Origin of the sequence: Aeromonas sp. FDAARGOS 1404 (genome assembly GCF_019047085.1) — a bacterium.
Lineage (GTDB): Bacteria > Pseudomonadota > Gammaproteobacteria > Enterobacterales > Aeromonadaceae > Aeromonas > Aeromonas veronii.
The window spans coordinates 2,425,001-2,445,791 of sequence record NZ_CP077237.1; the positions used below are offsets into that span (position 1 = coordinate 2,425,001).

General features: G+C 59.6%; 19 protein-coding genes, 1 tRNA gene and 2 rRNA genes (1 of these 22 only partly in view). 12 read left to right on the forward strand and 10 right to left on the reverse strand.

Annotated features, from left to right (window positions below):
• The 3 genes from I6L34_RS11255 to I6L34_RS11265 all read left to right on the forward strand — a co-directional run.
• A 23S ribosomal RNA gene (locus I6L34_RS11255) occupies window positions 1-1,454 on the forward strand (it extends 1,436 nt beyond the left edge of the window).
• Between the two features lie 109 nt (window positions 1,455-1,563).
• Window positions 1,564-1,678 (forward strand): 5S ribosomal RNA (gene rrf / locus I6L34_RS11260).
• 96 nt (window positions 1,679-1,774) lie between these two features.
• Window positions 1,775-1,851: transfer RNA gene (locus tag I6L34_RS11265), tRNA-Asp, on the forward strand.
• 267 nt (window positions 1,852-2,118) lie between these two features.
• Here the strand turns inward: I6L34_RS11265 and I6L34_RS11270 are convergent.
• Entirely contained in the window at window positions 2,119-4,701 is a 2,583-nt protein-coding gene (locus tag I6L34_RS11270; RefSeq protein ID WP_216954719.1) for a bifunctional acetate--CoA ligase family protein/GNAT family N-acetyltransferase, read from the reverse strand.
• Window positions 4,702-4,774: 73 nt separating this feature from the next.
• Window positions 4,775-4,966: a hypothetical protein gene (locus tag I6L34_RS11275; protein ID WP_005339486.1), complete on the reverse strand. Its 192-nt coding sequence runs from the start codon at window positions 4,964-4,966 to the stop codon at window positions 4,775-4,777.
• 192 nt (window positions 4,967-5,158) lie between these two features.
• Between I6L34_RS11275 and I6L34_RS11280 the strand changes: the two genes are divergently transcribed.
• The gene (locus I6L34_RS11280; RefSeq protein ID WP_216954720.1) at window positions 5,159-6,019 is read left to right on the forward strand and encodes a transporter substrate-binding domain-containing protein; all 861 of its coding nucleotides are present in this window, start codon (window positions 5,159-5,161) and stop codon (window positions 6,017-6,019) included.
• On the opposite strand, the gene ilvY is transcribed toward I6L34_RS11280, so the two are convergent.
• A complete protein-coding gene (gene ilvY / locus I6L34_RS11285; RefSeq protein WP_005342097.1) occupies window positions 6,008-6,901 on the reverse strand; it encodes an HTH-type transcriptional activator IlvY in 894 nt (297 codons plus the stop codon). The two genes, I6L34_RS11280 and ilvY, sit on opposite strands and share 12 nt — an antisense overlap.
• 221 nt (window positions 6,902-7,122) lie before the next feature.
• Between ilvY and ilvC the strand changes: the two genes are divergently transcribed.
• A complete protein-coding gene (gene ilvC / locus I6L34_RS11290) occupies window positions 7,123-8,604 on the forward strand; it encodes a ketol-acid reductoisomerase (RefSeq protein ID WP_216954721.1) in 1,482 nt (493 codons plus the stop codon).
• Window positions 8,605-8,760: 156 nt separating this feature from the next.
• Here the strand turns inward: ilvC and pgi are convergent, their stop codons facing one another.
• The 5 genes from pgi to coaBC form a co-directional block, all read right to left on the reverse strand.
• Window positions 8,761-10,410 (reverse strand): glucose-6-phosphate isomerase, encoded by a 1,650-nt coding sequence (pgi, locus tag I6L34_RS11295; protein WP_005339491.1) that lies wholly within the window; start codon window positions 10,408-10,410, stop codon window positions 8,761-8,763.
• 348 nt (window positions 10,411-10,758) lie between these two features.
• Window positions 10,759-11,595: a mechanosensitive ion channel domain-containing protein gene (locus tag I6L34_RS11300; RefSeq protein ID WP_216954722.1), complete on the reverse strand. Its 837-nt coding sequence runs from the start codon at window positions 11,593-11,595 to the stop codon at window positions 10,759-10,761.
• 165 nt (window positions 11,596-11,760) lie between these two features.
• On the reverse strand, window positions 11,761-12,357 hold the full coding sequence (gene slmA, locus I6L34_RS11305) for a nucleoid occlusion factor SlmA (protein WP_005339495.1): 597 nt from the start codon (window positions 12,355-12,357) through the stop codon (window positions 11,761-11,763).
• A gap of 68 nt (window positions 12,358-12,425) precedes the next feature.
• Complete coding sequence (dut, locus tag I6L34_RS11310) at window positions 12,426-12,884, reverse strand: dUTP diphosphatase (RefSeq protein ID WP_005339498.1); 459 nt, start codon at window positions 12,882-12,884, stop codon at window positions 12,426-12,428.
• An 81-nt stretch (window positions 12,885-12,965) separates the two neighbouring features.
• A complete protein-coding gene (gene coaBC / locus I6L34_RS11315) occupies window positions 12,966-14,168 on the reverse strand; it encodes a bifunctional phosphopantothenoylcysteine decarboxylase/phosphopantothenate--cysteine ligase CoaBC (protein ID WP_216954723.1) in 1,203 nt (400 codons plus the stop codon).
• 147 nt (window positions 14,169-14,315) lie between these two features.
• On the opposite strand from coaBC, the gene radC reads away from it, so the two are divergent.
• The 6 genes from radC (at window position 14,316) to I6L34_RS11345 (ending at window position 17,978) form a co-directional block, all read left to right on the forward strand.
• On the forward strand, window positions 14,316-14,990 hold the full coding sequence (gene radC / locus I6L34_RS11320) for a DNA repair protein RadC (protein WP_075115946.1): 675 nt from the start codon (window positions 14,316-14,318) through the stop codon (window positions 14,988-14,990).
• A 136-nt stretch (window positions 14,991-15,126) separates the two neighbouring features.
• The gene (gene rpmB / locus I6L34_RS11325; RefSeq protein WP_005307492.1) at window positions 15,127-15,363 is read left to right on the forward strand and encodes a 50S ribosomal protein L28; all 237 of its coding nucleotides are present in this window, start codon (window positions 15,127-15,129) and stop codon (window positions 15,361-15,363) included.
• An 11-nt stretch (window positions 15,364-15,374) separates the two neighbouring features.
• Complete coding sequence (gene rpmG, locus I6L34_RS11330) at window positions 15,375-15,542, forward strand: 50S ribosomal protein L33 (RefSeq protein ID WP_005307500.1); 168 nt, start codon at window positions 15,375-15,377, stop codon at window positions 15,540-15,542.
• A 93-nt stretch (window positions 15,543-15,635) separates the two neighbouring features.
• Window positions 15,636-16,091, forward strand: a complete 456-nt coding sequence (locus I6L34_RS11335) for a hypothetical protein (RefSeq protein ID WP_058059079.1) — start codon at window positions 15,636-15,638, stop codon at window positions 16,089-16,091.
• A 24-nt stretch (window positions 16,092-16,115) separates the two neighbouring features.
• Window positions 16,116-16,928 carry a bifunctional DNA-formamidopyrimidine glycosylase/DNA-(apurinic or apyrimidinic site) lyase gene (gene mutM, locus I6L34_RS11340; RefSeq protein ID WP_021231536.1) on the forward strand — a complete coding sequence of 271 codons (813 nt, stop codon included), beginning with the start codon at window positions 16,116-16,118 and terminating at the stop codon, window positions 16,926-16,928.
• A 177-nt stretch (window positions 16,929-17,105) separates the two neighbouring features.
• Window positions 17,106-17,978: a VirK/YbjX family protein gene (locus tag I6L34_RS11345; protein WP_058059078.1), complete on the forward strand. Its 873-nt coding sequence runs from the start codon at window positions 17,106-17,108 to the stop codon at window positions 17,976-17,978.
• 93 nt (window positions 17,979-18,071) lie between these two features.
• Here the strand turns inward: I6L34_RS11345 and coaD are convergent, their stop codons facing one another.
• On the reverse strand, window positions 18,072-18,557 hold the full coding sequence (coaD, locus tag I6L34_RS11350; RefSeq protein WP_058059077.1) for a pantetheine-phosphate adenylyltransferase: 486 nt from the start codon (window positions 18,555-18,557) through the stop codon (window positions 18,072-18,074).
• A gap of 134 nt (window positions 18,558-18,691) precedes the next feature.
• Here coaD and I6L34_RS11355 point away from each other — a divergent pair, with 134 nt between their 5' ends.
• Window positions 18,692-19,729, forward strand: coding sequence for a glycosyltransferase family 9 protein (locus tag I6L34_RS11355; protein ID WP_058059076.1), 1,038 nt, complete (start codon window positions 18,692-18,694; stop codon window positions 19,727-19,729).
• A 51-nt stretch (window positions 19,730-19,780) separates the two neighbouring features.
• On the opposite strand, the gene I6L34_RS11360 is transcribed toward I6L34_RS11355, so the two are convergent.
• Window positions 19,781-20,557 (reverse strand): glycosyltransferase family 2 protein, encoded by a 777-nt coding sequence (locus tag I6L34_RS11360; protein ID WP_216954724.1) that lies wholly within the window; start codon window positions 20,555-20,557, stop codon window positions 19,781-19,783.
• Window positions 20,558-20,791: the final 234 nt, after the last annotated feature.

Consider the following 20,791-nt stretch of genomic DNA (forward strand, 5'->3'; position numbering starts at 1 on the left):
GCGACGGTTGTCCTGGTGAAAGTGCGTAGGTGGTGTTTCCAGGCAAATCCGGAGACACAACACTGAGACACGAGACGAACACACTACGGTGTGGAAGCCATTGATGCCCTGCTTCCAGGAAAAGCCTCTAAGCTTCAGATTACAAGTCATCGTACCCCAAACCGACACAGGTGGTCGGGTAGAGAATACCAAGGCGCTTGAGAGAACTCGGGTGAAGGAACTAGGCAAAATAGAACCGTAACTTCGGGAGAAGGTTCGCTCCTGACAGTGAAGTCCCTTGCGGATGGAGCAGTTGGGAGTCGCAGTGACCAGATGGCTGGGACTGTTTATCAAAAACACAGCACTCTGCAAACACGAAAGTGGACGTATAGGGTGTGACACCTGCCCGGTGCCGGAAGGTTAATTGATGGGGTTAGCGCAAGCGAAGCTCTTGATCGAAGCCCCGGTAAACGGCGGCCGTAACTATAACGGTCCTAAGGTAGCGAAATTCCTTGTCGGGTAAGTTCCGACCTGCACGAATGGTGTAACCATGGCCATGCTGTCTCCACCCGAGACTCAGTGAAATCGAATTCGCCGTGAAGATGCGGTGTACCCGCGGCTAGACGGAAAGACCCCGTGAACCTTTACTACAGCTTGGCACTGAACATTGAACCTACATGTGTAGGATAGGTGGGAGGCTTTGAAGGCGTGACGCCAGTTGCGCTGGAGCCGTCCTTGAAATACCACCCTTGTATGTTTGATGTTCTAACGCAGGGCCCTGAATCGGGCTCGCGGACAGTGCCTGGTGGGTAGTTTGACTGGGGCGGTCTCCTCCCAAAGAGTAACGGAGGAGCACGAAGGTTGGCTAATCCTGGTCGGACATCAGGAGGTTAGTGCAATGGCATAAGCCAGCTTAACTGCGAGACGGACAGGTCGAGCAGGTACGAAAGTAGGTCATAGTGATCCGGTGGTTCTGAATGGAAGGGCCATCGCTCAACGGATAAAAGGTACTCCGGGGATAACAGGCTGATACCGCCCAAGAGTTCATATCGACGGCGGTGTTTGGCACCTCGATGTCGGCTCATCACATCCTGGGGCTGAAGTCGGTCCCAAGGGTATGGCTGTTCGCCATTTAAAGTGGTACGCGAGCTGGGTTCAGAACGTCGTGAGACAGTTCGGTCCCTATCTGCCGTGGGCGTTGGATGATTGAAGGGAGTTGCTCCTAGTACGAGAGGACCGGAGTGAACGAACCTCTGGTGTTCGGGTTGTCACGCCAGTGGCACTGCCCGGTAGCTAAGTTCGGAATCGATAACCGCTGAAAGCATCTAAGCGGGAAGCGAGCCCTGAGATGAGTCATCCCTGACCCCTTGAGGGTCCTAAAGGGCCGTTGGAGACCACAACGTTGATAGGTGGGGTGTGTAAGCGCAGTGATGTGTTGAGCTAACCCATACTAATTACCCGTGAGGCTTAACCATACAACACCCAAGAAGTGTTCTAAGGCTTGTAACAGATACCAAGCGAACTACTAATTCAGTGATAATGACCTAGTCGTTATTCACGTCAGCTTTCTAGATTAAGAATTTGCCTGGCGGCCATAGCGCCGTGGAACCACCTGATCCCATGCCGAACTCAGAAGTGAAACGCGGTAGCGCCGATGGTAGTGTGGCATTCGCCATGCGAGAGTAGGACACTGCCAGGCACGCAATTAAACGGTGATGTGAAGAATCACGTCACTGGCTGCGAGGATGACACCTCACTGACGCGGCAAACAATTTAGCGCAAGCTAACCGAATGCGGAGCGGTAGTTCAGTCGGTTAGAATACCGGCCTGTCACGCCGGGGGTCGCGGGTTCGAGTCCCGTCCGCTCCGCCACTAATTTGAAGGCCTTCCCGATTGGGAAGGCCTTTTTGCTATGGGCGGTTTTCGCCCCGTGGCCCACAGATTTGTACGCAAGAACCAACACAAAGCCCGGTTTCATAACCGGGCTTTTGTATTTTTAGCGCCTTAAACCACCAATATCTGGCTTTTCCCTGCCAAGTAAGAGTGCCAGATAGCCGGTTATTTCTACCATTTTCTGGCTATATCCGAGCCCTATCAGTTTCATTCACAGCAATTTGAACGACTCTGCAGGTGGTCAAATCAGCCTTCTGCTGCTTGCTGACTACAGGGCAGTTCCATATTGACCACCCCCTCTTCCATTTGCACGTCGATCTTGAAGCCAAGCCGTTTGGCGAGGTTGACCATGCCGCGATTGCTGGGCATGGTCATGCCGGATAGCTGGCCAATCCCCTGCTCTTTGGCATAACGGATGATCTTCTCCATCATCAATTTGCCGAGCCCCACCCCTTTCAAGTCCGATCGCACCAGAATGGCAAACTCGGCATCGCTCTGGTCCGGGCTCGAAATGGCGCGTACCACGCCGAGGATCTGATCCTGCAGGTCGCCATCTTGCCCAACCGCTACGAAGGCCATCTCCCGGTCGTAATCGATCTGGGTCATGCGAGCCAGCTCTTCATGGCCCAGCTCGCCCACATCGGCAAAGAAGCGTTTGTACCTGTCTTCATCGGAGACCTGCAGTACGAACTGCTTGTGAGCAGGCTCATCTTCCGGCCGGATCGGGCGTAGCAGGATATGGCGCTGATCTTTAAGCCAGGCGCCCTCCTCCAGTTCGGTAGGATAGGGGCGGATCGCCAGTCGGTTGCTGGTCGGGATGGCGGGGCCAGCCAGCGTAAGGCTGGCATCCAGTACCACCATCTCGGTGCCGCACGCTTGTAGCGGGTGCAGGTCCAGCTCCTGAATCTCCGGAAAGGCGAGCAATAGCTCGGAGAGCTGGCAGAGCACCTGACCGAGGGCATCGATATCCAGTCGCTCCGGCGTGGCCTGTTCGCGGATCTTGCGGCTCTTGAGGGCACCGATGATCTGGTAACGAGCCAGCGCCTGATTGAGCGGTGGCAAGGCTGCTACCATCTCCTGCGGCTCGGCGCCTGATTCCCCCAGCAGGATGACGGGGCCAAAGATGGCGTCTTGCTGGATCCGCACCCGTAGCTCCAGGCCGCCGCTGCGGCGGGCCATCCGCTGCACCAGCAAGCCTTCGATGCGGGCGCCCGGATCATGTTGTCTGACCCGATCCAGAATGGCATCTGCGGCTTGCGCCACTTCGGCCGAGGTACGCAGATTGAGCACCACGCCGTGCACGGCAGACTTGTGCAGGATATCGGGCGAGCGCAGCTTCACCGCCACCGGATAGCCGATCTGCTCGGCGGTCAGGGTCGCCTCGATGGCGTCGGTGACGATCCAGGTTGGCAGGGTCGAGAGACCTGCGGCTTGCAAAATCGGGTGCACCAGATGAGTATCCAGCCTCAGCTGTTTGCGGCCTTGCGCCTGGCGGATCAGCTGCTGGCACAGCTCGACATTGAGCTGGTTGCCGTGCAGTGATGCCGGGGTTTCCATCAGTTGCTTCTGGTTGCGGCGGTATTCCACCATGTGCATGAAGGCCGCCATGGCGCTTTCCGGCGTGCGGTAGGTCGGGAAGCCCGCTTCAGTAAAGAGTTTACGCCCCTCCTGCGCCGAGTATTCGCCCGCCCAGTTGGTGAGGATATTGAAACGGCGCGCTCTGGGGTGCTGTTTCAAATGGGCGATAAGATGGCTGGCCAGCGGCGCGCTCGGTGCTGTGAGCGAGGGGGCGTGGATGATCAGGATGGCGTCGATGCCATCTTCCAGCAACACGCTGTCCAGCGCCTCCTGATAGGTGGTGATGGTGGCATCGCTGCCGATGTCGAGCGGCGGGCGAGCCAGCTTGCCGCCCCGCTCCAGCAGCACATCCACCGCCATATTGGCCAGCCCTCGGCCGTTGGAGATGATGGCGAGCCGCTCCCCCTTGAGGGTCATGGAGTGGCTGAGTGTTTCCACCGCGGCAAACAGTTCGTGGGTATCCCGTACCCGCAACATGCCGGCGCGGCGGATGGCGGCATCATAGACGTTGTCGAGACCGTGGGCCGGTTCGTGGCGCCCGCTTTTCAGTACCAGGATCGGCTTGTTGCGCGAGGCTGCCCGTGCTGCCGAGAGAAAGTGGCGGGCGTCGTGCAACTTGTCCATATAGATCAAAATGGCGCGGGTGACGCTGTCGCGGGAGAGCTGATCCAGCAGCTGGCCGAAGTCGATGTCGCAGTGATCACCTAGGGAGATGAAGGCGGAAAAGCCCAGTTCATGCTGCTTGGCCCAATCCAGAATGGTGGTGCTGACGGCGGCGGATTGCGACAGAAAGGCGACCTGTCCCGGCTTGGCGGCAATAGGGGAAAAGCTGGCGTTGATCCCCTGGCCGGGCAGCAGCATCCCCATGCTGTTGGGGCCGAGCAGGCGAATGCCATATTGTTGGCAGACCCGTTTCAGCTCCAGCCGCTCCTCGGGGGAAAAGTCGGCGGCCAGTATGATGGCAGCCCCCGCGCCCTTTTGGCCGAGCGCTTCCAGCAACGGCAGGACCCGCTCCCGTCTGGTGCAGATGATGGCGAGATCCGGGGTCAGCGGCAGGCTGGCGATATCGGGATAGGCCAGCACGCCGGCGATGGCCTTGTTACGTGGGGTGACGGGGAGGATGGGCCCTTTGAACTGGCCCGCCAGCAGGTGGCGCACGATCACATGACCCGCCTTGAGCGGGTCGGTCGAGGCGCCGATCACGGCGATTGAGTGGGGTTTGAACAGCCGATCCAGACCGCTTGCTTTCATGGGCACTCCCGACAAAAGGGGGAAGATACCAGTCTAATACGCCTTTGCTGCGGGTTCTGTGACCGGATCCTGATCACCGTTTGTTCAGGGCATTGGCACGCAGATAAAAGCGCAGTTCGCCCTGCACCCGGCGAATGGCTCCCAGGTGGCGTTCCTGCAGATAGATATCCTGCTCCCGATCGAGAGCCGTACTGGGCACGCCCATGCTCTGCAGATACTCGTCAAACAGGGTTGAACCCTTGATCTCTACCAGATGCTGTTTCATGGCTCTCCTCCCTGCGCCTTGGCGTTTGTTGATGAACGCCCAGTCTGCGATGACCTGCCGGGTTTGCCTATTGTCACTTTTGACACGAGATTTGACACGAGAGCGCTCACACATCTTTCAGAGAGGGCGCCGTTGAGGTGCTGGCTGGCGTTATAGTATGGCGAGGAGCATGAGGCACGGATGGTGCGCAGGATGATCAGAGTCTGGTGGTGGTGCATGGCACTGTGGACGGTTGGCGTATCGGCAACCGAGCAGCCTATCCGCGCCTGGAATCTGCTGCTGGATCACCCCAACCCCGCCGTCGTCCAGTTGCTGCGCCTCTCCCTCGATCTCACCGTGCCCGAATATGGCCCCTACCAGCTGATCTCCAGTCCGCAAATGGAGCAGGGGCGGGCGGTGAAGGAGCTGCGCAGCGGCGAGCTGGTTCAGGTTGGTGTCTTTGCCCCCGATGGTGAGCGAGAGCGGGAGTTGCTGGCAATCCACATTCCGCTGGCCAAGGGGCTGCTCGGCTGGCGGGTGTGTCTGGTTCGGCAGGGGGATGAAGGGCGTTTTGCCGCGATCGAGTCGTTGGCAGACTGGCATCGCGCCGGGCTCTCCATCGGTCAGCACAGATCCTGGCCAGACACCCAGTTGCTGCGGGCCAACGGCCTCAAGGTAACGGTGGGCAATCTTTATGAGGCGCTCTTCAACATGCTGCGCAAGAAGCGCTTTGACTGCTTCCTGCGCTCGGTCATCGAGGTCGAGGATGAGCTCAGGCAGCATCCCGATCTCGCCATCGAGCCCCGTCTGGTGTTTCGCTATCCGCTGGCGCTGCTGTTTTTCGTTTCGCCAAAATATCCGGAGCTGGCGCAGCGCATCGAGCTCGGCCTGCTGCGGGCGCGGCAGTCTGGTGCTTTTGACCGGGTTTTTGAAGAGGGATTTGGCAGAACTATTCGGCGGCTGAAACTGGATGAGCGGGTGCGCCTCGAGCTGCATAACCCCGACTTGCCGCAGCCCAGTCGCGTCATGATGGCCGATCCGGCCCTTATCTATAATCCGGTGTCAGCGCAGTGAGCCCTGATTCTGCGCAGTATCCCAGAAGGCGCGGATCAGCGGCTCTTCCAATCGCTTCTTGAGCACCCCGATCCCCACATCAAATGGTTTGAAGGCGGGTTTGAGGTCGATGATCCGCACTTTGTCGCCGAGCGGGCTGTGGTCGATTACCGCCGCCGGTACCAGCCCCACGCCACAACCAAGTGCCACCATGGCGACAATCCCCTCGTTACCCGCCACTTCGGCGTAGATGTTGGGCGCTATCCCCTTGTTGCGAAACCACTGATCGCTGCGTTTGCGGGCCAGCCCCTGCTCGGAGAGGATGACTGGCAACTGCTCCCAATCAGGTTCTCCCTGACGGAACCACTGGTTCAGTTGCGGGGCGTTGCGCGGCGCGATAAAGACCAGCGGCACCAGCTGAAGGCTGGCGAACTCCAACTTGGCGGGCAGGGCATCGGGGCGGGCGGCGATGGCGAGATCGGCTTCATCGGCCAGGATCTTGTCCACCGCCAGCGCCGGGTCGCCGGTCTCCAGCTTGATCTCCAGCTGGGGGTAGCGGCGGCGAAAGCGCTCCAGTACCTCGGGCAGCAGAAAGTAGCTGGCAGTGACCGAACAGAAGACCCGCAGCCGCCCCTGCAGCGGTTCATCGCTGCGTTTGAGCTCCTGCTTGAGCTGACGCCACTCCTGCAACAGGCCGCCGCCGAATTCGCGCAGCTTCTCGCCGGCGGGGGTGAGCCGTACCGAGCGGTTGTCCCGTTCGAACAGGATGCAGCCGGTCTCCTGCTCCAGCCGCTGGATCGCGCGGCTCAGGGTGGAAGGGCTGACCGCCATGGCATCGGCACTCTTGCCGAAATGAAGGGAGTCGGCGAGGTGGAGAAACAGCTCGAGATTGCGAAGATCCATCTTTCAGCTCCTGGCGCGGCTTGTGTGCCCGATATCCAGCGGTTGGCGGCTTGTTTCAGCCATCTCGCGGTACATTCAGCAGGCGATTATGAAGGGTTAACGTTTCAATTATTGCAACGTACTGTTTCGAATATATCAGTTCAGGCAATAAGTGTCCCGCGCTATAGTGGTTCAGACAACGCCGCCATCCGGCATGGAATCAATCGAACGGAGCAATCACCATGGCTAACTATTTCAACACCTTGAACCTGCGTCAGCAGCTGGCTCAGCTGGGCAAGTGTCGTTTCATGCAGCGCGAAGAGTTCGCGGACGGCTGCAACGTGCTGAAGGGCAAGAAGGTGGTGATTGTGGGCTGTGGTGCCCAGGGTCTGAACCAAGGTCTGAACATGCGCGACTCCGGGCTGGATATCTCCTACGCCCTGCGCAAGGCCGCCATCACCGAGAAGCGCGCCTCCTGGCAGAAGGCTACCGACAACGGCTTCGCGGTCGGCACCTATGAAGAGCTGATCCCGACCGCCGATCTGGTGCTCAACCTGACTCCGGACAAACAGCACTCCGACGTCGTCAAAACCGTGATGCCGCTGATGAAGCAGGGCGCTGCATTGGGCTACTCCCACGGCTTCAACGTGGTGGAAGAGGGTCAGCAGATCCGCTCCGACATCACGGTCGTGATGGTGGCGCCTAAGTGCCCGGGCACCGAAGTGCGTGAGGAGTACAAGCGCGGTTTCGGCGTACCGACCCTGATCGCCGTTCACCCTGAAAATGACCCGAAAGGCGAAGGCATGGCCATCGCCAAGGCGTGGGCCTCTGCCACCGGCGGTGACCGTGCTGGCGTGCTGGAGTCCTCCTTCGTGGCGGAAGTGAAATCCGACCTGATGGGCGAGCAGACCATCCTCTGCGGCATGCTGCAAGCCGGTTCCCTGCTCTGCTACGACAAGCTGGTTGCCGAAGGCACAGACCCGGCCTACGCCGGCAAGCTGATCCAGTTCGGCTGGGAGACCATCACCGAAGCCCTGAAACAGGGTGGCATCAGTCTGATGATGGACCGCTTGTCCAACCCGGCCAAGCTGCGCGCCTTCGAGCTCTCCGAGCAGCTCAAGACCCTGATGCGCCCGCTGTTCGAGAAGCACATGGACGACATCATCGCCGGTGAGTTCTCCCGCGGCATGATGGCCGACTGGGCCGAAGATGACGTCAAACTGTTCACCTGGCGTGAAGAGACCGGCAAGTCCGCCTTCGAAAACGCCCCGGCGTTCGCTGGCAAGATTGCCGAGCAGGAGTACTTTGACAATGGCGTGGTGATGGTGGCCATGGTCAAGGCGGGTGTCGAGCTGGCGTTCGAGACCATGGTGGCTTCCGGTATCTACGAGGAGTCCGCCTACTACGAATCCCTGCACGAGTTGCCGCTGATCGCCAACACCGTTGCTCGCAAGCGTCTGTACGAGATGAACGTGGTCATCTCCGATACCGCCGAGTACGGCAACTACCTGTTCGCCAACGCCGCCGTGCCGTTGCTGCGCGAGCAATTCATGCCGACCCTGAAAGCAGGCGATCTGGGTGCCAGCAAGGCGGAAGGGCAGAGCGTGGATAACCTGGCGCTGCTGGCGGCCAACGAAGCGACCCGCAACCACCCGATCGAAAAAATCGGCCAGGTACTGCGCGGTTACATGAAGGACATGAAACGCATCTCCGTTGGCGGTTAAGCCCGCATCGGGCTGGATGATGAAGGGGCGGGGATGACGATCCCCGTCGCCGGTCGGACTGGACACCCGACCGGCCAGCCAGAAAAATCAGCCCGACAGTCATAAAAAAGCCCCGCTCATCGAGCGGGGCTTTTGCATTCAGAAAGGCTGGATAAATCAGGCTTTCCACGCTTTCCAGGTGTTGATCAGACCGTTGGTGGAGCAGTCGTGGCTGGTGACAGCCTCGTTGTTGCCCAGCTCCGGCAGGATCTTGTTGGCCAGCTGTTTGCCCAGCTCCACGCCCCACTGGTCGAAGCTGAAGATGTTCCAGATTGCGCCCTGTACGAAGATCTTGTGCTCGTACATGGCGATCAGGGCACCCAGGGTTTTCGGGGTCAGGCTCTTGAACAGGATGGAGTTGGTCGGGCGGTTGCCTTCGAACACCTTGAACGGCACCAGATCCTTGACCTGCTCCAGGGTTTTGCCAGCAGCCAGGAACTCGGCTTCAACCTCTTCCTTGCTCTTGCCGAAGGCCAGTGCCTCGGTCTGGGCGAAGAAGTTGGCCAGCAGTTTCGGATGGTGGTCACCGATCGGGTTGTGGCTGATGGCTGGCGCCAGGAAGTCACAGGGGATCAACTTGGTGCCCTGATGGATCAGCTGGTAGAAGGCGTGCTGGCCGTTGGTACCCGGCTCACCCCAGATGATGGGGCCAGTCTGGTAGTCAACCGGCTTGCCGTTGCGATCCACGTACTTGCCGTTGGACTCCATGTTGCCCTGCTGGAAGTAGGCAGGGAAGCGGTGCATGTACTGATCGTACGGCAGGATGGCTTCGGACTCGGCACCGTAGAAGTTGTTGTACCACAGGCCAATCAGCGCCAGCAGCACCGGCACGTTCTGCTCATAGGAGGCAGTGGCGAAGTGCATGTCCATCTCGAAGGCGCCTTGCAGCAGGGCTTCGAAGTTCTCGAAACCGACAGACAGGGCGATGGGCATGCCGATGGCAGACCAGGAGGAGTAGCGGCCGCCAACCCAGTCCCAGAACTCGAACATGTTGTTGGTGTCGATACCGAACTCGGCCACGGCCTTGCCGTTGGTGGAGAGGGCAGCGAAGTGCTTGGCAACGTGGGCCTTGTCACCGGCGATATTGATAAACCAGTCGCGGGCGGTCAGGGCGTTGGTCATGGTCTCCTGAGTGGTGAAGGTCTTGGAGGCCACCAGGAACAGGGTGGTTTCCGGATCGATCTTCTTCAGGGTCTCGGCGATGTGAGTGCCATCGACGTTGGAGACGAAGTGCATCTGCAGGTGGTTTTTGTAGGGACGCAGCGCCTCGGTGATCATCACCGGACCCAGATCAGAGCCACCGATACCGATGTTGACCACGTGCTGGATCGCTTTGCCGGTGTAGCCTTTCCACTCGCCGGAGATGATTTTCTCGCAGAAGCCTTTCATCTTGGCCAGTACGGCGTTCACTTCCGGCATCACGTCCTTGCCGTCGCACTCGATGGGGCGGTCGGAGCGGTTGCGCAGGGCCACGTGCAGGACGGAGCGGCCTTCGGTCATGTTGATCTTGTCGCCATTAAACATGGCATCGATCGCGCTGCGAAGATCGGTCTCTTTGGCCAGATCAACCAGCAACTTGAGGGTTTCTTCGGTGATCAGGTTCTTCGAGTAATCAACCAGGATGTCGCCGCCGAAGGTAAGGGAAAACTTGTCAAAGCGCTTCGGGTCCTGCGCGAACAGATCCTTGAGTCGGGTCTCTTTGTTTGCTGCAAAGTGGGCTTCCAGTGCCTGCCAGGCCTGGGTTTGGGTTGGATTGATATTTTTCATAGGATTCCTGAAATGCCAAGTTGTGTTTGAACCTTGCAGGCAAGGTCCCGCCAAACCTTATTATCCGAGCATTATAGCGAGCCGGCCGAGCGGCCCGTGTAACAGATTTTTACCGATTGTCTTTTACCGCAATGGGGCAACCGTCGGGAGTATACAACCAGAACATCGGGATTATGAGTCACGAAAGCAAGGGGGATCTTGCGCTCGCTCATGATTGGGGCTGGCCCGCAGCTCTGAAATTGTTTTCATCCGGTTGGCGTGGTTATGCATCGGCATTGCCATGGGCTGGGGCCAGAAACGACAATGCCAGCCCGAAGGCTGGCATTGTCTGTTGCAGCAGAACCGCGATCACGCCTGCGTTTTTTGCATGTGCATCACCATCTGCGGGAAGGGGATCTCGATGCCTTCAGCATCAAAGGTCAGTTTCACCTTCTCGTGGAAGTCGAACCAGACACCCCAGTAGTCAGCGGTCTTGACCCACGGGCGCACCACGATATTGACCGAGGAGTCGGCCAGCGCGGCAACGGCGATGGTGGCTGCCGGCTCCTTGAGGATGCGCGGCTCTTCGCTTACCAGACGCTCCAGGATCTGCTTGGCCTTGCGCAGGTCGGAGCCGTAGCCGATACCGAAGGTCATATCGACGCGGCGGGTATCCATGCGCGAGTAGTTGACGATGGTGCCGTTGAGGATGGCGGAGTTCGGTACCACCACCATCTTGTTGTCACCGGAGGTGAGGGTGGTGGTGAACAGCTGAACGGATTGCACCACGCCAGACGTGCCTGCCACTTCGATAAACTCACCCGCCTTGATGGGGCGGAAGATGATCAGCAGGAAGCCGGCGGCAAAGTTGGAGAGCGAGCCCTGCAGCGCCAGACCGATGGCCAGACCGGCGGCACCAATGATGGCGACGAAGGAGGCGGTCTGCACCCCGACACGGCCCAGCGCGGCGATCACTACGAACACCAGAATGGCGTATTTGAGGATGCTGCCGACGAAGTGGGTGACTGTGGTGTCCAGCTTGCGGGCCTGCATCACCTTGACCACGCCACCGCTGATGAGGTTGGCGGCGATATAGCCGACCAGCAGGGTCAGCAGGGCGGCGGCGATATTGACGCCGTATTCGATCAGCAGTCCCTGATTATTGACCAGCCAGGTCTGCGCTTCGGTAATGATTTCGGGTTCCATAGGATGTCCTGTCAGGTTCTAAAAGGTTTATGGTGGATAAATCTAACACCGCAGCGCGACAGTACGGGTCGCATCTGGTACTTCTTTTCTGCCATAAAAACCTGACACAAAAAAGAAGGGAGGCTAAAGCCTCCCTTCTTTTTGCTGAATGATGCGAAAAAACCATCAGCTCTGCAGCAGTTGGCTGCGGATAAATTGCCACTGATCTTCAAAACCGGCGGTCGGCTTGAGCTTGAACTCGGAGCGCACGAACTGGCTGATGCGGCCTTCGGTGTAGGCCAGCAGCAGATTGGCCAGCATGGTCTCGTCGAGCTGGAAGCCCTGACCTTCGCGTAGCCGCTTTTCGCGCAGCACCTGCTTGATCTGGGTCTCCAGCTTGTCGAACAGGATGCTGATGCGATCCCGCAGCCGATCGTGCTCACCCAGCAGGGCGTCGCCATTGAGGATGCGGGTGATGCCGGGATTGCGCTCGGCGAACACCAGCAGCAGCTGCAGGATATGGTGGCAGCGCGCCATGGTGTCCTTCTCTTCCGCCATGATCAGATTGACCCGTGACAGCAGGGAATCCTCGATAAAGTCGATCAGCCCCTCGAACATCCGCGCCTTGCTGGGAAAATGTCGATAGAGGGCTGCTTCAGAGACGCCGACCTCGGCCGCCAGACGGGCCGTGGTGATGCGCTGACCCGGACTGGTTTCCAGCATATGGGCGAGCGCCTGCAGGATCTGATCGCGCCGACTCTGTTTCTGATTACTGCTTGCCATGGATTCCCCTAAAAAAACAATGGCTTGATTCTGTTATTAAGCACCGCCCATTGGGCTGGTGTGGTCTGTTATTGGCGACCAGAAGAACCAAAACCGCCTTCACCCCGTTCGCTCTGATTGAACTCATCGACCAGTTGGAAGCTGGCCTGAACTACCGGCATGATCACCAGCTGGGCGATGCGCTCGCCGGGTTGCATGGTGAACTCATCTTTGCCGCGGTTCCAGACCGAGACCATCAGCTGACCCTGATAATCGGAATCGATCAGACCGACCAGGTTGCCCAGCACGATGCCGTGCTTATGGCCGAGGCCGGAGCGGGGCAGGATGGTGGCACACAGACCCGGATCCTGGATGTGAATGGCCAGACCGGTCGGCACCAGGGTGGTATCACCCGGAGCCAGAGTCAGCGGCGCATCCAGCAGAGCGCGCAGATCCATGCCGGCAGAGCCCGGTGTGGCGTAGGCGGGCAGCGGGTACTCGGTACCGATACGGGCATCCAGAATCTTCAGTTCAATTTGTGTAGTCATGAATCGCTTTTTCAGTTGGATCTTGTATTGGCGCCCCTCTTGGCAAGGCGGGGCGCCGTGAGTCTTGTTCTTTCGGGACGCTCAGTGCCGGTAGTGGCGTGCAATCAGGGCGATCAGGTGACGGGCCAGCGTCAGCTTGTCGGCCAGCGGCAGCGGGGCCTGGCCCCCTTGCCAGAACACGGTCAGGGCGTTGTCATCGGCGTTGAAGCCTTGCCCCTCGCGGGACACATCGTTGGCGGCGATCATGTCCAGCCGCTTACGCTGCAACTTGTCGAGGGCGTATTGTTCCACATCCACGGTTTCGGCGGCAAATCCGACGGTGAAGGGTTTGTCTGAAAGGGCACCGACGGCCGCGATGATGTCGGGGTTTTTCACCAGCTTCACCACCATCTGGTCGTTGTCGCCGGTCTTCTTGATCTTCTGGCTGGCTACCTGCTCAGGACGGTAGTCGGCCACGGCCGCGCAACCGATGAAGAGGTCGCACTCGCCCACCCGGCTCATCACAGCCTGATGCATTTGCTCCGCGCTCTCGACATCGATGCGGGTGACCCCTGCCGGTGTAGCCAGCGCCACCGGCCCGCTCACCAGCGTCACCTCGGCGCCCGCTTCACGGGCGGCGCGAGCGATGGCGTAGCCCATCTTGCCGGAGCTGTGGTTGCTGATGTAGCGCACCGGATCGAGCGCCTCGCGGGTCGGGCCGGCGGTCAGCAGCAGCTTGACGCCCGCCAGCAAGGGTTCGGCGGCCAGCTGCTGGCAGCAGCGCTCCACAAGTTCGAGAGGATCCAGCATCCGGCCCGGGCCCACATCGCCACAGGCCTGGCTGCCGGCATCCGGCCCCCACAGCAGAATGCCGCGGCTGGCCAGGGTCTTGAGATTGGCCTGTGTGGCCGCGTTGAGATACATCTGCTGGTTCATGGCAGGTGCCAGCGCGATGGGCGCCGGGGTGGCCAGACAGAGGGTGGTCAGCAGTTCGTCGGCCATGCCTGCAGCCATCCGCGCCATCAGGTTGGCGCTGGCGGGGGCGATCAGTACCAGATCGGCCCACTTGGCCAGTTCGATATGGCCCATGCCCGCTTCGGCAGAGGGATCCAGCAGGCTGTAGGCCACCGGATGACCGGAGACCGCCTGCAGGGTCAGCGGCGTGATGAACTCCTTGGCGGAGCGGGTCATCACCACCCGCACTTCGGCGCCCTGATCTTTCAGGCGGCGTACCAGCTCGGCACTCTTGTAGGCGGCGATCCCGCCGCTGACACCCAACAGGATGCGTTTATCGGCCAATCTCATCTGCTGTTTCTCTATCCGGCTCATTCTGACTGGTCGGCTAAGATACCACAGGCAATGGATGACGACAGGGGTTGGCATCAAGGGGTGTGGTCGGGCGCGCGCAATTTTTTGCTATGTTTTTTCTCAACAGGGATGAGGGAGAGACAAATGAGCATCAAAGAGTGGCCGGAAGATGAACGCCCCAGAGAGAAGCTGCTGCGTCAGGGGCCCATGGCGCTCTCCGATGCCGAGCTGCTCGCCATCTTTCTGCGCACCGGCGTCAATGGCCTGAGTGCAGTGGATCTTTCACGTAATCTATTGAATCAATTCGGCTCTTTACGCAGTTTGCTGGGGGCGGATCAACAGGCATTCTGCGAGGCGCACGGCCTTGGCCCGGCCAAATATGCCCAGTTGCAGGCGGTGCTGGAGATGGCCAGACGCCATCTGGCCGAGCAGCTGCAACGGGGCGATGCGCTCACTTCGCCCCAGCTGACCCGGGACTATCTGCAGGCCCAGTTGCGGGATCGGCCGCGCGAAGTGTTTGCCCTGTTGTTGCTCGACAACCAGCACAGAGTCATTCAATTTGTTGAGCTTTTTTTCGGCACCATCGACTCGGCAAGCGTCTGGCCAAGAGAAATCGTGCAGATCGCGCTCAAACATAATGCAGCCGCGGTGATTCTGGCGCATAATCACCCGTCCGGCGTCGCCGAGCCCAGTAGGGCCGACCGCCAGATCACGGATCGGATCACGGCCGCTTTGGCCCTGATCGATATCAGAGTGCTGGATCACTTGGTGATCGGTGATGGCATCACGGTTTCTTTTGCCGAGCGCGGTTGGCTATAACTGTGCTCTGGCACCGTATTAGTTGATCTTTGATCACGGATGCTGTATAAAATGCCGCCTTCTGTTTGCCCCGCAATCGAAGGCCAGCGGGGCAGATATTTGCTCGAGCAATGAAGTAAGATTTGGAGAGACTGACATGTCTAGAGTATGCCAAGTAACCGGCAAGCGCCCGGCAGTTGGTAACAACCGTTCGCACGCTAACAACGCCACCAAGCGTCGTTTCCTGCCGAACCTGCACACTCACCGTTTCTGGGTTGAGAGTGAAAAACGCTTCGTAAGCCTGCGCGTATCCGCAAAAGGCATGCGTATCATCGACAAGCGTGGCGTTGAAGTGGTTCTGGCTGAACTGCGCGCCAGCGGTGTTAAGGTATAAGGAATTAGATCATGGCTAAAGGTATTCGCGAGAAAATTCGCCTGAACTCCAGCGCCGGTACTGGTCACTTCTATACCACTACCAAAAACAAGCGCACCATGCCCGAAAAAATGGAGATCAAAAAGTTTGATCCCGTTGTTCGTCAGCATGTGATCTACAAGGAAGGCAAAATCAAGTAATTACTTGATGCTGCATTCCCAAAAACCCGGCTTCGTGCCGGGTTTTTTTATGCGCCGAATTCAGTACACTGCCGGTTCAAAGGGAGGCTTGCCATGTTCAAATTGAGCCGCAAAGGCTGGAATAACGTGATCATTGTGGTGGTGCTGATCGTGATCACCCTGTTGCATCGTATGGAGACTGCCCAGCAGGAGAACAGCGCCAAGCGGGCTCGCCCCTTGCTGCCGGATGCGTCTGTGGTGCTCACCTGGCAGGGACCGAGCTGGCAGATTGAGCGGGTCGGTCAGGGCTGGCGCAGCATGCCGGATCTGGGACTCGACACAGCGCAGCTGGATGCCCGTCTGGCGCGCTGGCAGAGCTGGTTGCTGCCCCCCGGCGAGGTGGTGCGCGGCACCCCGGTGGCCATCAAGGTGTGGATTGCCGGCCAGAACGATCCGGTCGAGATCGGCCTCTATCAGAACAGCGGCCAATATGGCGCTCAGCTGCCCTCCGGTCTCTGGCTCGCCCTCACAGCCGAGCAGTATCGCGATCTGCTGCGTCCTGCTCCCTGAGTTTCTTTTCCTTGCGAGGTGCCCATGCCCGAATTGCCAGAAGTTGAAGTCAGTCGCCAGGGGATCTCCCCTTGGCTCACCGGTATCAAGGTGACGCGTGTAGTGGTGCGGGATGGCCGCCTGCGCTGGCCGATCCCCGGTGAGATTCAGGAGCTGGTGGACCTCACCATCCATCGGGTGCGTCGCCGTGCCAAATACCTGCTGCTGGAGACCGATTTCGGCACCGCCATCCTTCATCTGGGGATGTCCGGCAGCCTGCGTGTACTGGATATCGGCACCCCGGCCGAGAAGCACGACCACGTGGATATCGAGCTGGAGAATGGCAAGCTGCTGCGGCTCAACGATCCGCGCCGCTTCGGCGCCCTGTTGTGGACCCGGGAACCGGCCGAAGCTCACGCGCTGCTCGCCAAGCTGGGGCCCGAGCCGCTCACCGATGCCTTCAGTGCTGATTACCTGCGTGAGCGCGCCAAGGGACGCAGCACCGCCATCAAACAGTTCCTGATGGACAATCAGGTGGTGGTCGGGGTGGGCAACATCTACGCGAACGAGGCGCTCTATGCTGCCGGCATTCACCCCAAACGGGCGGCGGGCAATATCAGTGCTGAGCGGCTGGGAACCCTGGTGGCCGAGATCAAGCGCGTGTTGGCCGAGGCAATTCGCCAGGGCGGCACCACTCTCAAGGATTTCACCAGTGCCGATGGCAAGCCGGGCTATTTCGTGCAGCAGTTGCAGGTCTACGGCCGTGGCGGTCAGCCCTGTTTCCACTGTCACACCCTGCTGACCGAGACAAGAATGGGCCAGCGCACCACGGTTTTTTGCAGTCATTGCCAGCGCTGAGCGCACTTTTTGCCCCGATCCGGGGGAAGTTGTAACAGCGTATTTCCACTCTGTTGAAGATTTGCACAGCTGTCACTAGTATCCCGACCGTTCAGGCGGTTTGAGAATATAAAAATGACAGTTAAATCAATAGACTGGGAATATTTATCCCGGCAGGAGCGCTATTGCGCAAAATCCATGGCCCGCTTCCTCTACCCCGAGGGATGTGACCGAAAAACCTTCAATCGCGGCAAGTTCGTGCTGCGCAGCCTGCTCTATCGCAAGTCGCTGAGCCGGGTCTTCAGCCTGTTTCAGTGCGACTCGCTCAAGGCGCTTCCAGCGGTTTATCCCGAGCTGCTCGACAAGCCGATGCGTCCCTATCGCTTCGCCTGTGCCAGCGCCCGTGAGCGGGCCGAGATGCTGGAAAATCACTACCGTTTGCTGCTGGAGTGCTACCCGCAGCTGATCGACCCCCTCTATCTGGGCGAGGGGATCGCGCTGGGGCACTATCCCCAGAGTGGCTGCCGTATTCTGCTGCGTCACGATGGCACCTTCCGCCGCGAGGCCGAGCTGGCGCTCTCCATCATCGATAGCGAGGGGCTGCGTCTCTACAGCTGCGCCTTCTCGCTGGCTGGCAGTGCCGAGCAGCTGCATCTGGTGATCGGCTCCATGCAGGGGCCGGAACCCGGAGTAGCCAACGCGCAGGATAAGGTGCGCGAGCTGACCAAGGAGGGGCAGGGGCTGCGGCCCAAATCCCTGCTGGTGCAGCTGGTGCTGCAACTGGCGCAGGCCATGGGGGCGGCGGAGGTGCTGGCGGTGCGCAAGCGGGCCCACGTGTTTCAGGCCAAGCGCTACAGCAGCAAGCAGAAAGCCAATTTGCAGGCCGATTATGACGAGCTGTGGCAGGAGTTCGACGCCCGGGATGTGGATGCCAACTTCGTCGCCCTGCAAGCCCAGCCGCGCAAGCCGCTGGAGGAGATCGCCTCCAAGAAGCGGGCCATGTATCGGCGCCGCTACGAGTGGCTCGATCAGTTGGTGCAGGAGATGAATGAGCGGTTTGCCCGTCAGTAACCGGCAAGCAGGCTGACCTCTCTATAACGAGAGAGATACAACAAGGGCTACCCGCGGGTAGCCCTTGTTCGTTTCTGCCAATCAGGGGAGGGATTAGCGCTGTTGCTGTTTGGCTGCGATGGCCTGGGCCACCACGGGATCGACAAACTGACGAATGTCGCCACCGTGCAGCGCCACCTCTTTCACCAGAGTGGAGGAGATAAAGGAGTTCTCCTCCGCCGGGGTGAGGAAGACGCTTTCCAGATCCGGCATCAGGCGGCGGTTCATATTGGCCAGCTGGAACTCGTACTCGAAGTCGGAGACGGCGCGCAGGCCGCGGATCAGCACGTTGGCCTGATGCTCTTTGGCAAAATCGACCAGCAGCCCGGAGAAGCCCACCACCTTGACGTTGGGAAGCGTGCTGGTCACTTGCTGGACAAGCTGGACACGTTCTGCCAGATCGAACAGAGGTCGCTTGCTCGGGCTGTTGGCAACACCGACCACCACCTCGTCAAACAGCTTGGCGGCGCGGCCGATCAGATCGGCGTGGCCATTGGTAACGGGATCAAAAGTCCCGGGATAAATTACCCTGGTAGTCATCTTTGCGGTCCTGCAACCTGGAAATTTGGTCGCATTATAAGGTCGTCGCTTGAGAATAGCAGTGCATCAGGCAAGAATACGCCATCGCGCATCAAGCCTCCTTGCATTGGTGACAGGGAGCAAAGGGATTTTTTATGAAACGTATTCTGGTCGTTCGCAATGACAAGATTGGTGACTTCATGCTGGCGTGGCCGAGTTTCGCCATGCTCAAAGGCTCCATGGAGTGTCATGTGACTGCCCTGGTTCCGGCCTACACGGCGCCGCTGGCCCGGCTCTGCCCCTGGATTGACGAGGTGATCATCGATCCGGGCGTGCGTGCCGACAAGGAGCAACAGCGAGCGCTGCTGGCACGGATCAAGGCGGCGGCGTTCGACGCGTCCATCTGCCTCTTCTCCAACTCCCGCAACGCCATGCTGGTGTGGAAGGCACACATCCCTTATCGGCTGGCCCCGGCGACCAAGCTGGCGCAGGTGCTCTACAACCAGCGACTGGTGCAACGCCGCTCCCGTTCCCAGAAGCCGGAGTCCGAGTACAACCTGGAGCTGATCCGCCGCTTCCTGGCCGATCAGCAGGTGGCCGTGGTGGAGCCCAAAACTCCCTTCCTGCAGTTCGACGAGGAGACCTTGCGGCAGGTGCGTGAGCAGCTGGCACTCAAGCTCAAGCTCGATGCCAGCCGCCCCTGGCTGATGGTGCATGCCGGTAGCGGCGGTTCGGCCAACAATCTCTCCATCGAGCAGTATGCCCGCATCATCATCAAGCTCAATCAGGCCTGCCCCGAGCTGCAGTGCGTGCTGACCGCAGGCCCGGGCGAGGAGAAGATGGCCGAACAGCTGGCGGCCGAGCTGCTGGCCCACGGCGGCAACGGCTGGATCTACCGCTCCAGCGACGGTCTGCCAATGTTCTGTCAGGTGCTGGCCAACGCCGCCCTGTTTATCGCCGGCAGTACCGGCCCGCTTCATATCGCCGGTGCGCTCGATGTGCCGACTATCGGTTTCTTCCCGATGCGCCGCTCCGCGACTCCGCTGCGCTGGAAGCCCCTCAACAGCGAAGGGCGTCACCTTGCCTTCAGCCCGCCGGAGGATAGCGACCATCCTGAGGATATGAGCCAGCTCGATCCCAAGACCATGGTGCCGGTGATGGCCCGCTGGGCGGCGCCTTTCTGGCGCAAATAACGTATGCAGCAATGTAAACAGGGCCCCGCGGGGCCCTGTTTCGTATGACGGTTATTCCGGCTGCTGCGGCTGCTGGCGCACCCAGAGGTCGGCGTATTTGACGAAGGTGGAGTGGGCGGAGAGGATCGCCAGCAGCAGCCCCTGCTTGCCATCGAGGAAACCCGCTTTGAGCAGGTACATCTTGAGGAAGCAGCCGACAGCGTGGATCAGCCCCTGACTGAGGGAGCCCTTCTTGCCGCGAGCGGTGCGCTGATCGGCCCAGGCGCGGGCATAACCGGCGGATTTCACCAGATAGTGCTCCAGATCCCGATAGGTGAAGTGGATCAGGTCGCCATGAATATTGACGATCTTCATGTTGGCCCGCACTTCCACCTTTTCGTGCACCAGCGCCTCGTTGTAGCTGGTGAGCGCCTTGGGATAGAGGCGCAGCACCCGATCCGGATACCAGCCACTGTGGCGGATAAAGCGGCCAAAGACCCAGGAGAGGCGCGGAATCGAGTAGATGGTATCGCTGGCCGGATTGGCCATCACGTTGGCGATGGCGGTTTTCAGCTCGGGGGTGAGCCGCTCGTCGGCATCCAGCCACAGCACCCAGTCGGACTGCACGTGGGACTGGGCCAGTCGGCGCTGTTTGCCAAAGCCCGGCCACTTGGCGTTGACGAAGAAGCGTGCGCCAAACTCGGCGGCAATGGCCGGGGTCTCGTCCTGACTGCCGGAGTCCAGAATGACGATCTCGTCCACCAGTCCGTCGAGGGAGGCGAGGCACTTGCGCAGGTTGTCGGCTTCATTCTTGACGATAAGAACGGCAGCCAGAGTCGGTTTTTTCACGAAATGGGGCTCACGGTTATTGCCCGGCTGGCGGGTCGAATGCGTATTGATGGGCCATTCTAACGGAAAAACGGGTCAAAGAGAGAGCCGCCATTGCCTGTTTCTGCCAGCTGTCTGCCTGTCTCGTCTCGTCCGGTTGGAAGAGGGCCACTGCTGGAAAAATGGGGTGGCAGCAGCGTTTGGCAAGGATCTTCTGTTATTTATCCGACCATTCTTGGGGCATAATCTCGCCCA

Bases quoted from the DNA above. Each gene is read 5' to 3' on its own strand.
- I6L34_RS11270 (WP_216954719.1), bottom strand. From the start codon at position 4,701: ATGAAAGCAAGCGGTCTGGATCGGCTGTTCAAACCCCACTCAATCGCC.
- I6L34_RS11275 (WP_005339486.1), bottom strand. From the start codon at position 4,966: ATGAAACAGCATCTGGTAGAGATCAAGGGTTCAACCCTGTTTGACGAG.
- I6L34_RS11280 (WP_216954720.1), top strand. From the start codon at position 5,159: ATGATCAGAGTCTGGTGGTGGTGCATGGCACTGTGGACGGTTGGCGTA.
- ilvY (WP_005342097.1), bottom strand. From the start codon at position 6,901: ATGGATCTTCGCAATCTCGAGCTGTTTCTCCACCTCGCCGACTCCCTT.
- ilvC (WP_216954721.1), top strand. From the start codon at position 7,123: ATGGCTAACTATTTCAACACCTTGAACCTGCGTCAGCAGCTGGCTCAG.
- pgi (WP_005339491.1), bottom strand. From the start codon at position 10,410: ATGAAAAATATCAATCCAACCCAAACCCAGGCCTGGCAGGCACTGGAA.
- I6L34_RS11300 (WP_216954722.1), bottom strand. From the start codon at position 11,595: ATGGAACCCGAAATCATTACCGAAGCGCAGACCTGGCTGGTCAATAAT.
- slmA (WP_005339495.1), bottom strand. From the start codon at position 12,357: ATGGCAAGCAGTAATCAGAAACAGAGTCGGCGCGATCAGATCCTGCAG.
- dut (WP_005339498.1), bottom strand. From the start codon at position 12,884: ATGACTACACAAATTGAACTGAAGATTCTGGATGCCCGTATCGGTACC.
- coaBC (WP_216954723.1), bottom strand. From the start codon at position 14,168: ATGAGATTGGCCGATAAACGCATCCTGTTGGGTGTCAGCGGCGGGATC.
- radC (WP_075115946.1), top strand. From the start codon at position 14,316: ATGAGCATCAAAGAGTGGCCGGAAGATGAACGCCCCAGAGAGAAGCTG.
- rpmB (WP_005307492.1), top strand. From the start codon at position 15,127: ATGTCTAGAGTATGCCAAGTAACCGGCAAGCGCCCGGCAGTTGGTAAC.
- rpmG (WP_005307500.1), top strand. From the start codon at position 15,375: ATGGCTAAAGGTATTCGCGAGAAAATTCGCCTGAACTCCAGCGCCGGT.
- I6L34_RS11335 (WP_058059079.1), top strand. From the start codon at position 15,636: ATGTTCAAATTGAGCCGCAAAGGCTGGAATAACGTGATCATTGTGGTG.
- mutM (WP_021231536.1), top strand. From the start codon at position 16,116: ATGCCCGAATTGCCAGAAGTTGAAGTCAGTCGCCAGGGGATCTCCCCT.
- I6L34_RS11345 (WP_058059078.1), top strand. From the start codon at position 17,106: ATGGCCCGCTTCCTCTACCCCGAGGGATGTGACCGAAAAACCTTCAAT.
- coaD (WP_058059077.1), bottom strand. From the start codon at position 18,557: ATGACTACCAGGGTAATTTATCCCGGGACTTTTGATCCCGTTACCAAT.
- I6L34_RS11355 (WP_058059076.1), top strand. From the start codon at position 18,692: ATGAAACGTATTCTGGTCGTTCGCAATGACAAGATTGGTGACTTCATG.